The organism is Microcoleus sp. CAWBG27, from assembly GCF_020883145.1.
Taxonomy (GTDB): domain Bacteria; phylum Cyanobacteriota; class Cyanobacteriia; order Cyanobacteriales; family Microcoleaceae; genus Microcoleus.
The window spans coordinates 47848-60571 of sequence record NZ_JAHREU010000050.1; the positions used below are offsets into that span (position 1 = coordinate 47848).

The 12724-nt window shown below is 47.5% G+C and carries 6 protein-coding genes; 5 read left to right on the plus strand and 1 reads right to left on the minus strand.

Annotated elements, in window-relative coordinates:
• Positions 1–251 precede the first annotated feature (251 nt).
• Together QZ938_RS23385 and QZ938_RS23390 are read left to right on the plus strand one after the other, a co-directional pair.
• Positions 252–1337, plus strand: a complete 1086-nt coding sequence (locus QZ938_RS23385; protein ID WP_293349196.1) for a glycosyltransferase family 4 protein — start codon at positions 252–254, stop codon at positions 1335–1337.
• A 569-nt stretch (positions 1338–1906) separates the two neighbouring features.
• Positions 1907–4285 carry an amylo-alpha-1,6-glucosidase gene (locus QZ938_RS23390; RefSeq protein WP_293349183.1) on the plus strand — a complete coding sequence of 793 codons (2379 nt, stop codon included), beginning with the start codon at positions 1907–1909 and terminating at the stop codon, positions 4283–4285.
• Between the two features lie 126 nt (positions 4286–4411).
• On the opposite strand, the gene QZ938_RS23395 is transcribed toward QZ938_RS23390, so the two are convergent.
• On the minus strand, positions 4412–4615 hold the full coding sequence (locus tag QZ938_RS23395; RefSeq protein ID WP_293349168.1) for a hypothetical protein: 204 nt from the start codon (positions 4613–4615) through the stop codon (positions 4412–4414).
• A gap of 106 nt (positions 4616–4721) precedes the next feature.
• Between QZ938_RS23395 and QZ938_RS23400 the strand changes: the two genes are divergently transcribed.
• The 3 genes from QZ938_RS23400 (at position 4722) to QZ938_RS23410 (ending at position 12419) form a co-directional block, all read left to right on the plus strand.
• The gene (locus QZ938_RS23400; RefSeq protein ID WP_293175153.1) at positions 4722–5087 is read left to right on the plus strand and encodes a response regulator; all 366 of its coding nucleotides are present in this window, start codon (positions 4722–4724) and stop codon (positions 5085–5087) included.
• Positions 5088–5535: 448 nt separating this feature from the next.
• Positions 5536–6036, plus strand: coding sequence for a chemotaxis protein CheW (locus tag QZ938_RS23405; RefSeq protein ID WP_293142860.1), 501 nt, complete (start codon positions 5536–5538; stop codon positions 6034–6036).
• Positions 6037–6227: 191 nt separating this feature from the next.
• Positions 6228–12419 carry a PAS domain S-box protein gene (locus tag QZ938_RS23410; RefSeq protein WP_293349153.1) on the plus strand — a complete coding sequence of 2064 codons (6192 nt, stop codon included), beginning with the start codon at positions 6228–6230 and terminating at the stop codon, positions 12417–12419.
• Positions 12420–12724: the final 305 nt, after the last annotated feature.

Genomic DNA, 12724 nt, shown 5'->3' on the forward strand with positions numbered 1-12724 from the left:
CTTTTCCGTGGCGCAGTAGCCCTGTAAACTCAAAAAAGAAGCACAAAAGTGCGTTAGCGAAGCCCTCGAAGAGGATCGGCTTGGCTGACAATCTCCCTCTCAGGTAGCATAGACTAAATTTGTAAATTGTTATTAAATTTAATTGTGCGCGACAGTAACTTAAAAGTTAAGAGAAGTTGCTAACACTACCTAGTGTAACAATCCTCAATCGCGTAGGAAATTTTACAGTAAATAAAATTAGAAGGTTTGTGATGAGAATTGCCCAAATTGCCCCCCTGTTCGAGCGAGTTCCGCCCCCAGCTTACGGAGGAATTGAACTGGTGGTCAGCCTCTTGACCGAAGAATTAGTCAGAAGGGGACATGAAGTCACCTTATTTGCCTCCGGCGATTCAATTACTTCTGCTACTTTAGAATCAGTTCACCCCAGAGCGCTGCGTCTCGATCCCACCGTTAAAGAATACGGCATTTACGATATGATGCAACTGAGCAAAGTATATGGAAAAGCCGGAGAATTTGATATCATTCATTCCCACGTAGGCTGCACAGCTTTGTCTTACTCGCACTTAGTAAAAACGCCCACAGTTCACACCCTCCACGGCATTTTTACCCCAGACAACGAAAAGATGTTTAGCTTGGCCCGCACTCAGCCCTATCTAAGTATTTCTAACTCTCAGCGGGAAGATAGATTAAATCTCAACTACGTCGCCACAGTTTATAACGGCATCGATCCGGTGACTTACGAATTTCACCCCCAGCCCGAAAATCCTCCTTATTTAGCTTTTCTAGGTCGCATTTCGCCGGAAAAAGGTACTCATTTAGCCATAGAAATTGCTAAGGCTTCCGGTTGGCATTTAAAGATAGCAGGCAAAATTGATACTGTCGATCGCGAATATTTCGAGCAAGAAATTAAGCCGCACATTGACGGCGAGCAAGTAGAATATTTAGGCGAAGCTAACCACGCCCAAAAAAGCGTGCTGATGGGCGGTGCAGTCGCCACATTATTTCCGATTACTTGGCGCGAACCTTTCGGGTTAGTCATGATTGAGTCCATGGCAACGGGAACGCCCGTAATTGCCATGAAATTAGGCTCGACTTCCGAAGTTATTGTTCACGAAAAAACTGGTTTTCTGTGCGAAAGCGTGGCAGAATGTATCGCCGCCATCGAACCGGTGCGAGAACTCGATCGCAGCGCTTGTCGCCAACACGCGATCGATCGCTTCAGCGTTAAAACAATGGTCGATGGCTATGAAGCAGTTTACCGACAAATTTTAAAAGAGCGATTTTCTCAAAATGGTCACGCGCATCATTTGACAGAATTTGAACTGCGTAGCAGATAGCTGGGTGATGACAAATTATATCATGTCCGGTCGGTTAACCGCAATAAAATGGGATCGAGCGTGCGGACTTCAGTCCGCCACCGGAGAGCGGACTGAAGTCCGCACTACGAACTTTCATTGTTATGGTAATTGACAGGACATAATATTAAGCGCAAGGCGGGTTTAGTTATCGAAAATTTACTTAGCACATTTAATTAACCGGGTTATATTATGAAATACCCGGTTTTTACATTGCTTCTATTGTCATTTTAGTTGCGACCAAACCAGGAGAGAACTGTCAGTATCGCAGTATTTCTACTATATTTTGTTCATTGAAAACTGCTAGATCAGTGGGTAGATATTATTCTTAGCTTTTTTCTGTTGTTTCACTTTTTAGTCTGAATTAAAAAAATGAATTCATCTTAGAAAGTCAACTATTTGCTGGCATCAGTCGTTTAAAAAATGGTATGATGCTAATAGTGAAGTATGACATCAGAGTGCTTCGTGTCAAAATTTAATGCCAAAAAGTCAAGAGTCAAAAGCTCAAGAAAATTAAACTTTTGAAAGCTGGGAATCCACTTTTTGTAAAAATGACCGATACCTATGAACTAGAAGGAAAAACATTTGTCGCCGCTGCGGAATTACCCGTAACCGAGTGGCCTTGCGCGATCGCCGATCGACCTCAACCAACACTCACCCTCAAAGACGATGATTTATTCCTGATTACTGACACCCTCGGCAACATCTCAGGCTGCTTAGAAGACGACAACGTGTCTAGCTTTGGGTTGTTTTGCCACGACACGCGCTTCCTCAGCCGCCTAGAATTGCAAATAGAAGGGCGATCGCCAATTTTGCTCAGCAGCAACGCCGAAAAAGGCTACCTGCAAACAGTTTTGTGCTCCAATCCCCGCATTGACGAGCGCATCGGCGCCGAAACCATCGGCATCAGGCGAGAAATGGTGCTCAACGGCGGTTTGTTTGAAGAAATAGAAATCACCAACTTCACCACAAAACCAGTCAGCTTTGAAATAAGTCTCAGCTTCAGCTCAGATTTCTTAGACTTATTTGAAGTCCGGGGTTACGGCCGCTCCCAGCGCGGGAAACTCCTGCGCCTGGTGCCCCAAAAAACCGACGGAGCATCCCCCAGCGAATTTGCAGGCAAAGCAGCTTTTCCTGACGCTGCAAACGGCAATAGCCACGGTGAAAATCCGGCAGTAGAAAACCCAAATGTGCCAATTCAAGAATCAGCAAAAAACCCGATCGGCGATCGAGCGATCGCCCCATATCCTTTCTGCGATCTTCAACAAGATTTAACCCTTGCCTACCAAGGTTTAGACGGCTTAGTAATGGAATCTCGGATCGAGTTTTACAACCAGCCACCATCACTGTTTCAGGGGAATACAGCAGTATGGCGCATCTCCCTAAAATCCCACGAAGCAATCAAATTGGGATATCGGCTCAAAATGCTGATCGACGGCAAATCGATCTCCCAAGTTACCACTCCCGTAAACCTAGTTCAAGCCAAAGCAGCGGAACTTTTAGAAGAGCGAGAATGGCTGAGCGAAATTACCCGAATTAAGTCAGATAAAAACACCTTTAATCGACTCCTAAAACGCGCCGAACAAGACATTTATTCCCTACGACAAACCTTTGGCAAAGGCAAAGCAATTTCAGCCGGAGTTCCCTGGTTCTCAACATTATTCGGGCGCGACTCCATCATCGCCGCTGCTCAAATCTTAATTCTCGATCCAACTTTAGCCAGAGAAACCCTAACAACTTTAGCTCACTATCAAGGCAAAAATGACGACGATTGGCGCGACGAAGAACCGGGCAAAATCTTGCACGAAATTCGCATGGGAGAAATGGCTCGCTGTCAGGAAATACCCCACACTCCCTATTACGGAACTGTCGATGCAACGCCGCTGTGGTTGATGCTTTACGCTGAATATTATGCCTGGACTTACGACAGCAAAACTTTAGACCTTTTGTGGCCAAATGCCTTGGCAGCGATGGAATGGATCGATCGCAAATGTGCCGCCACAGGCTACCTCAGCTATTACAAAAAATCCCAGCGCGGCTTAGCAAATCAAGGTTGGAAAGACTCGGGAGATTGCATCGTCAACCGATCGGGTGTCATCGCAGAAGGAGCGATCGCCCTTTGCGAAGTCCAAGCCTACGTTTACGCTGCCAAAACCAGGCTGGCAGAGATTGCCCGCATCAAGAAACGCATCGATTTATGCGATCGCTGGCTAGAAGAAGCAAGAGACCTAAAAACCCGATTCAACCGCGATTTTTGGATCGAAGATTTAGATTATTGCGCCCTAGCATTAGACGGCGAAGGCAAACCTGTAGACAGCATTTCATCAAATCCGGGACACTGTTTGCACCTCGGCATTTTGTCGCGAGAAAAAGCTCGCAGCGTAGCAGAAAGATTGCAAGCCCCAGATATGTTTAGCGGTTGGGGAATTCGCACCCTATCCTCCTTATCTCCCGCCTACAATCCCATAGGCTACCACACAGGCTCAGTCTGGCCGCACGACAACGCTTTGACAGCTATGGGATTGCGATCGCTCGGCCGAGTCGAACAAGCCCTAGAAGTAGCTCAAGGCTTATTTGACATGACTTTGCTGCAACCCTACGAGCGTCCCCCCGAACTTTTTTGCGGCTACGAGCGCAACAGCCAGAGCGATCGCCCCGTGCAGTATCCTGTAGCTTGCTCGCCCCAAGCTTGGGCAACTGGCAGCATTTTTCAACTGTTGCAAATGATGTTAAATTTAGTTCCCGATGCGCCTAACAACCAACTGCGAATTATCGATCCAGCCTTACCAGAATCGATTAATAAGTTGTCGCTAAACAACTTAAGGATAGGCTCAACTTTGCTAGATTTGGAATTTGAACGATCTGGTTCCTCAACCGCTTGTCGGGTGATGAAAAAACGCGGCAATTTGCGAGTAATTATCGAAGCTTAAATGCAGCTAAGTGGGAATTGGGAATTCCCAATTCCCTTGATTCGCGACACGGAAGTCACGGAGGCAGGGATAGCTTTTTTTTCTCTTCCGACTTCATCGGACTTCTTCTTTCTGGCTTATTCTGGCTTATTCTGGCTTATTCTGGCTTATTCTTCCCTCTTTCTTCTTCCCTCTTCCTTTTTCCCTCTTTCTTTTTCCCTCTTTCTTTTTTCCTCTTCCTTTTTCCCTCTTTCCTCTTCCTTTTTCCCTCTTCCCTCTTCCTTCTTCCTTCTTCCCTGAGGCTATGTGACCGGCTATATTGTATTTAGAAGTGCATTTATTTGTTTGCAAAATGGCGCAATCAAATAACCGTAGCGAAGCGGGGCGAAAGCCATCACGCCAGCAGCTTCTGGAGCGAGATTATCCGCCGTCAACAATAGTAAGGAAGTGTGAAATTATGTCAAAAATTTTAGTAGTGGACGATGTTCCCAGCGAACTGGAAATCATCTGTCGCATTCTTCAAGATGCCGGAATGCAGGTGATCCGGGCTGGTGACGGCGAAGAAGCGATCGCCCTGATCCGAGAAGTGCCGCCTGATCTCGTGGTTTTAGACGTAGTGATGCCGCGAATGAACGGATTTGAAGTGATCAGAGAATTGCGGGGCGATCGCGCCACTGCACACTTACCAGTAGTATTTTGTACTCATAAAAACACTGATATCGATAAAGCTTGGGGAACCGATTTAGGCGCCGATGCTTACGTCAGCAAACCATTTGAGCCTCAGCAACTCGTCAACATCGTGCAGCGACTGCTTTGGGCATAAACAAAATATATAGCGCTTCTCAGAAAGATAAGGTATGTTGTTGGGCTTTAGCCCTCTAAAGATTTGTTATATAGCAAGGTATGCGCCTAACAACTCCATTTACAGTCATACCTCATCTATCCGATCGAGGCTATATAGCCCTTCTCCTAATAGTGAGGGAATTGATAATCGTCATTGACCTCACTCACACTATTTTGTGCTATATCAAGTGTTCAGTAACTTTCACCAAATATCATAGCGACAAACCCCGTTTTTTCAACAAACAGGGTTTCTAAATTCCTTAAAAGTGGTACATATAATCAGAGAAATCTTTCCTGTTGCCCAGCCCGCTATTTATTTAACCATTTGATGTGGCAAAACCGCTCCTGAAAAACTTTCCGGGCGATCGGCTTTCCTGGCAAAGCAAAATCCTAATTTGCTAAGATACACTATAAACAAAAAATCAGCAATGAAAACAACTGCTACCCAGGCGGCGGGGAATCAGACAACTGGAACAAAGCAATTTCTCCTTTTCGGTCAAGGAGGCAGTCTCTTTGGCGTAGAGTTAGAAGCAGTGCGGGAAGTTCTTTCCCTCAACGAACAACCGATTTCCCCGGTTCCCAACACCCTGCCATTTTTGTTGGGATTAACCAACTTGCGGGGCGAAATCCTAGCAGCAGCAGACTTCGGACGGTTTGCTGGGCTCGATCCGGTTGACACCCACCACCCAAGCAGCCGCATCTTAGTGGTGGAAGCGCCCGATCCGCGAGATGTGAGATTGTCGAAAATGCGGATGGGCTTGGCTGTCTCCCGTGTCGAAGGAGTTTTGTCTCTAAATCCCGATCGCACTGTCTCAGCAGTAGATGTCAGTCCCGACTTGGCTCCCTTCTTAAAAGGTTTGTACAATTCCGAAGGACGCTTACTCATGATAGTGGATGTCGAGGCGATCGCCCATTCCGAACGCTGGTAATTAAACAGTTGACAGTTGACAGTTGGCAGTTGGCAGTTGACAGTTGGCAGTTGGCAGTTGACAGTTGACAGTTGACAGTTGACAGTGAGGTTTTTAGGCAGTTGACAATTGACAAAGGAAGAATATGGAGTCAATCTAAAATCTAAAATCTAAAATCGATCGCCTTTAATTTACCAATTCTTAATTTTATCATGAATTTTATCTATAGTTCGATCGCCACGACATTCACCCTGACATTACCTGACTTCTCTACTTCGCTGGTAGCTGGGATTGCCAATTGTATTATTTGTTTCTGTTACTTTGCGATCGCCTCGCTAATCAGCTTAGGTTTGTGGCGAAACCGTCAATTCGGGTTCGACATCTTCGCCACAGTCACAGCATTCATATTTTGGAGCTGCGCTTTCGGCCACAGCGGCCACGCAGCCGAATACCTGGGATTGCCACACTCCCCGGTAATGCAAACTGTATCGGATTGGATAACTGTCATTCCGGCGATCGCCTTTTTGAGTCTGTCCAACCGCTACAGCTTATTAGTAGGTTCCACCCAAATTCTGCAAGCTAAAAAAGAAACAGAACAAGCCCTCAGCGAAACAACCCAGCGATTTCAGGCAATCTTCGACCAAGCTTTTCAACTGATCGCATTATTGAACCCAGACGGCACTCTGATCGAAGCAAATCAGACAGCATTACAATTGGGAGATTTGGAACCATCAGAAGTGCTGGGGCAAAAATTTTGGCACATACCTTGGTGGGCATCATCCCCAACCAACCAGCAGCGCCTCAAAACCAACATTAAACAAGTCTCGATCGGCAAGTTTGTGCGGGAAGAATACGAAATCACCGGAGCCAACAACCAGGTGACAGTAATTGACGTATCATTTAAGCCCCTGTTAAATGAAACAGGAGAAGTATTTCAAATCCTCGCCGAAGGTCGCGACATAACAGCGCGCAAACAGACAGAAGCCCAATTGCAGCATCTAACCGCAGAACTAGAGCAGCGAGTCAATGACAGAACCGAGCAGATTCAGCAAACCAACGCACTATTGCAACAGGAAGTTCGCGATCGCACCGCTGTTCAAGAGCAATTAAAAGCCTCTGAACAATTTTTAAACAACATCATCAACACCATCCCTGACCCGATTTATGTCAAAGACGAACAGCACCGCTGGCTAGCATTAAATGATGCTTTTTGTCAATACATCGGTCGCAGCAGATCGGAACTAATTGGCAAAGCTTACCGCGACTTCTTGCCCAAAGAACAAGCAGACATATATGAAGAAAAAAACCAATTAGTTTTCTTGGCAAACACCAGCAGCGAAACCCAAGAAACCATTACTGAACCGGACGGAAATACCCGTTTTCTGTCGGTCAAAAAATCTACCTTTGTAGATGCCGGCGGCAGCAAAGTCCTCGTTTGCGCCATTAGAGAAATCACCAACCGGGTGCGTATGGAAGAACAACTGCGGGAGACACTCGCCGAGGCTGAAAGCTCCCAAAACTTGCTGCGAACAGTTATTGACTCCACCCCAGACTTGATCTTCGTCAAAGATCGAAACTTCCGCTACAGCCTAGTCAACGCAGGTTTCGCCGCCGCCTTCGGCAAAACCCAAGCAGAAATGCTAGGCAAAGATGACCTAGAACTCAACGTACCCACAGAGCAAATATTCGGCAACTTCCATACCCAAACAGATCCTCAAAGACAAGTTAAAGGCTGGCGCGCTGATGACACAGCCGTACTCAACGGTCAGGAAGTCCATAACCCCAACGACATTGCCTCCTTAGCAGACGGCAAAGTACACATCTTCGACACCCAAAAATCGCCCCTCAAAGACGCAGAAGGCAAGATTCTAGGCGTTCTCGGCTTCTCGCGCGACATCACACAACGGCGCGAATCCGAACAAGAACTATTGCGGCTCAAAGCAATCTTAGAAACCACCACCGACTGGGTAGGCATGGCAGACTCCCAACAGCGCACCATCTATCTCAACCGCGCAGCCAGAGAAATGTTGAGAGTTGGCAAGGACTCAGGTTTAGCCGGAATTAGCATTTCTGACCTAACATCGCCCAAAAGTATGGACGCTCTGATGGAAGTTGGTATCCCCGCAGCTTGCCGGGACGGGGTGTGGAGCGGCGAGACAATTTGGCAGACTTTAGACGGCGAAGAAATACCGGTTTCCCAAGTAATTATTGCCCACAAATCCCAGAGCTCAGAAGTTGAATTTATGTCAACGATCGCCCGCAACATCACAGAACGCAAGCGCACGGAACAAATCTTGGAGCAGAACTTGCAAATGCTCGACCTTGCTAGCGATGCTTTGATTGTTCGGGATATTGACGGCACGATTAATTATTGGAACCAAGGCGCCGAGAGAATGTACGGCTTCACGAAACAAGAAGCTTTGGGTCAACTCACCCACACTCTATTCCATACTATTTTCCCCCAACCTTTAGCAGCAATATTGGCGCAGTTAGAAGAGCGGGATTATTGGGAAGGAGAACTGATTCACATCACCAATCACCAAACCCAAATTACCGTATTCAGCCGCTGGAATTTGCAGCGAGACGAACAGGGAAAACCTAAGGCAATTTTAGAAACTAACAACGACATTACAGGGCGCAAGCAAGCCGAAATCGAAAATCAAAGATTGAGATCGATCGTCGAAAGTAGCTCGGATTTTATCGGGATGGCAACAATGGAGGGAGAGCCATTTTACCTGAACCCCGCTGGCACGAAGCTAGTGGGACTCAACTCTCCAGATGAACTCAAAACTAAGAATACGGGGGAATTCTTTTTTCCCGAAGACCTCGAGCAATTCACAGCAGACATTATGCCGTGCGTCATGGAGACTGGCTCTTGGCGGGGCGAGTTTCGGTTGAAGCACTTTCGCACCGGCGATCGCATTCCCGTTGACTACAGCCTATTTACAGTCAAACACCCAGAAACAGGAGAGCCGATGGGGTTGGCAACAGTTACCCGCGACATCAGCGATCGCAAACGGGCAGAAGAAATGCTGCGCGATCGCGAAAGACTGTTCCGAGCCATTTTCGACCAATCGTTACAATTCATGGGGCTGCTAGAGCCAGACGGTACTGTTTTGGAAATCAACCAAACAGCCCTCCTTGCCGCTGAGGTGGGGATTGAAGAGGTAGTAGGCAAGCCGTTTTGGGAAACCCCGTGGTGGCAGATTTCCCCAGAAGTCAAGCAACAGGTACGAGAAGCTGTCGCCAAAGCCGCCGCCGGCGAGGTAGTTCGCTACGAAGCGGACTTGTTAGTTGTCGGCGGTGCAGTAGCAACCGTTGACTTCTCCCTCAAACCAATCAAAGACGAGAGCGGCAAAGTCGTGCTATTAATTCCAGAAGGCCGGGATCTGAGCGATCGCAAAGCCCTAGAACGAGAGCTTTCTTTGCGTCAAGCTCGCTTTGATGCCTTTTTCGCCGCAGCACCAGCGGGAATGTTCATCACCGACGACCAACTGCGGTTCATGCAGTTCAACGAAAAGCTTGCCGAACTTGGAGGTCAGCCTGCTTCAGCATACATCGGCAAAACCCTATGGGAAGCCGAACCGGAAATGGCACCGGTGCTCGGCCCGCTGTACCAGCAGGTTTTGAGTACCAACGAACCGATTTTAAATCTCGAAGTCGCCCACGCTACCACCGCCCACCCAGATGTGGTGCGGGATTGGCTGTCTTCTTACTTTCCTTTGCCGGGAGAGGACGGCAAACCCCTTGGTATCGGTGCTTTCGTTCTGGAAGTTACCGATCGCAAAAATTTAGAACGAGAATTAGTTTTGCGTCAATCCCGCTTTGACGCATTTTTCGCAGCGTCCCCAGCCTCAATGTTTATTTTTGACGACAAGTTGCGGTTCGTGCAAGTCAACGAAAGTTTGGCAGAAACTACAGGGCCCTCAGTTGCCGAGCACCTAGGCAAAACCGTCACAGAAGTGATACCGGAAATGATCGATACTCTACAGCCGATTTTGCAGGGGGTTTTGGCAAACAACCAGCCGCTTTTAAATATTGAGGTTGCAGGTACAACCGTCAATCAACCGGGCGTAATCCGAGATTGGCTGGCTTCTTACTTTCCTTTGGCCGGAGAGGACGGGAAACCGATCGGTGTTGGCGGTGTGGCGATCGAAATTACCGATCGCAAAAAAGCCGAAGCAGAGCGCGATCGATTTTTCACCCTGTCCCTAGACTTGCTTTGCATTGCCGATTTTGAAGGCAACTTCAAGCGTCTCAATCCTGCTTGGGCAAAAACCCTCGGCTACACAGTAGAAGAACTGCAAAACCAATTGTTTATCGATTTTGTCCATCCCGAAGACGTGGAAAAAACCTTGGCAGAAACGGCAAAAGTAGCCGGCGGTGCCGAAACAATATCTTTTGAAAATCGCTACCGCTGCAAAGACGGTTCCTACAAATGGCTGTCCTGGAAATCGCGACCGCTCATGGAAGAAAAGATCATGTATGCAGTTGCGCGCGACATTACCGAAAGCAAACAAACAATTACTCAACTGCAAGAAACAACAGCCCAATTAGCCCGTTCCGAAGAAGAGTTTAGAGGACAAAGCAATCTCTTCCAATTGCTAATTGACAGCATTAGCGACGGCGTGGTTGCTGCCGACGCCAATGGCAATTTTGTGTTGTTCAACCCCGCCGCTACAAATATGTTTGGCTCGGGTTCCACAGATACTCTCCCCAACGAGTGGTCGGCCAAATACGGTGTATTTTTGCCCGATACTGTCACTCCCTATCCCACAGCCGACATCCCTTTAGTACGCACGCTTCGAGGAGAATCCGTTGACGATGTAGATGTTTTCACCCGCCACGCAGCCCAGCCTGAGGGCCTGTGGGTCAAAATTAACGGCCGGCCGCTCAAAGACGAAACAGGAGCAATTAAAGGCGGTGTAGTCGTTTGCCGCAACGTCACCCAGGAAAAAGCATCGCAGCAGCAGATGCAGCAGTTAGCCGAGGCACAGGAACGCTTGCTGCAAGAACTCAAAACGCGGCAAAATGCCCTTGATGAAGCTGCGATCGTCAGCGAAACTGACCTCAAAGGCATAATTACCTACGTTAACGAAAGATTCACCCAAATATCCGGTTTCAGCATGGGAGAACTGCTGCACCGCGACCACCGCATTGTCAATTCTGGCTACCATCCCAAAGCATTTTTTTCCGAAATGTGGCTGACAATTTCTCGCGGTTTGGTGTGGAAAGGGGAAATCAAAAATCGGCGCAAAGATGGCTCGTTTTATTGGGTAGATTCCACGATCGCCCCTATCTTCGATACTAGCGGTACCATAGTCAAATATATCGCCATCCGCTTTGACATTACCGAGCGCAAAGAGGCAGAGGAAGGACTAGAAAAATTGGCCGCCGAACGCAAAGCTGAAGCCGATTCGATGACGCAGCAAGTCCTCAAACTGTTGGGAGAAATTAAGGGCGCAGCTCAGGGGGATTTGACAGTCAGGGCGGAAGTAACGAATGACGTTTTAGGTGCTGTCGCCGACTCTTTTAACTTCTTAATTGGTTCTCTGCGGAAGGTGGTAACGGGAATTCAAACTTTAGCCGAACAGGTAACATCTGCCACTGGCGAGTCAATTAACAATACCAGCGAACTCACTCAACAGGCGGAAGTTCAAGCAGAAAAAATATCTGCAATCATGCGGGAAATCGAGCGAATCGTGAATTCGATCCGCGACGTGCGAGATGTTTCGGTGCGCGCCGAAACCGTCGCCCAGCAGTCTTCTCACACCGCAGAAGTCGGCGGTATGGCTGTCGATCGCGCTGTCGAAGGCATTAACGAGCTCCGGTTGACGATCGCCTCTACCTCAAAAATGATGAAGCGTTTGGGCGAATCTTCGCAACAAATCGGCAAAATTGTTACTTCGATTTCTCAACTGGCTTCCCAAACCAACTTGTTAGCCCTGAATGCTACGATTGAAGCAGCCAGAGCCGGCGAACAAGGTTTAGGTTTTGCGGTTGTCGCCGAAGAGGTGCGGAAGTTGGCAGAGCGATCGGCCGGCGCGACTGAGGAAATCTCGGAAATTGTCGGTACAATTCAAGAAGAAATCAGCCGCGTGATGAAGGCAATGGAATCGGGGACGCTGGAGGTAGTGGAAGGTACTAAACTAGCCAGCGAAGCTAAAACTCACCTGAATGCCATCATCGAAGTCAGTCGAGAAATGAATGCTTTGGTGCAGAATATTACTCGCGCTTCGGCTAAACAAACTGTTTCGGCTGAGGAAATTTCTAACAGTATGCAGCAAGTCAATGAGATTGCTAATACAACTGCCCAAAAAGGTTCGGATGTCAAAGCATCGCTTGATGATTTATCTGGTTCTGTCAGCAAATTGCAAAAGTCGGTCGCGAATTTTAGGAGTTAGTTATTAGTCAAAGGTTTGTAGTGAGGACTTTAGTCCTTTCTTAGATGCGGACTAAAGTCCTCACTACAAACCAATCTTATTATGGTTGACGAGCAAGTTAAAATTGTCCTTTCTTAGATGCGGACTAAAGTCCTCACTACAAGCCAATCTTATTATGGTTGACGAGCAAGTTAAAATTGTCCTTTCTTAGATGCGGACTAAAGTCCTCACTACAAACCAATCTTATTATGGTTGACGAGCAAGTTAAAATTGTCCTTTCTTAGATGCGGACTAAAGTCCTCACTACAAGCCAATCTTATTATGGT

Coding starts and splice junctions, on each gene's coding strand:
- QZ938_RS23385 (WP_293349196.1), top strand. CDS start 252: ATGAGAATTGCCCAAATTGCCCCCCTGTTCGAGCGAGTTCCGCCCCCA.
- QZ938_RS23390 (WP_293349183.1), top strand. CDS start 1,907: ATGACCGATACCTATGAACTAGAAGGAAAAACATTTGTCGCCGCTGCG.
- QZ938_RS23400 (WP_293175153.1), top strand. CDS start 4,722: ATGTCAAAAATTTTAGTAGTGGACGATGTTCCCAGCGAACTGGAAATC.
- QZ938_RS23405 (WP_293142860.1), top strand. CDS start 5,536: ATGAAAACAACTGCTACCCAGGCGGCGGGGAATCAGACAACTGGAACA.
- QZ938_RS23410 (WP_293349153.1), top strand. CDS start 6,228: ATGAATTTTATCTATAGTTCGATCGCCACGACATTCACCCTGACATTA.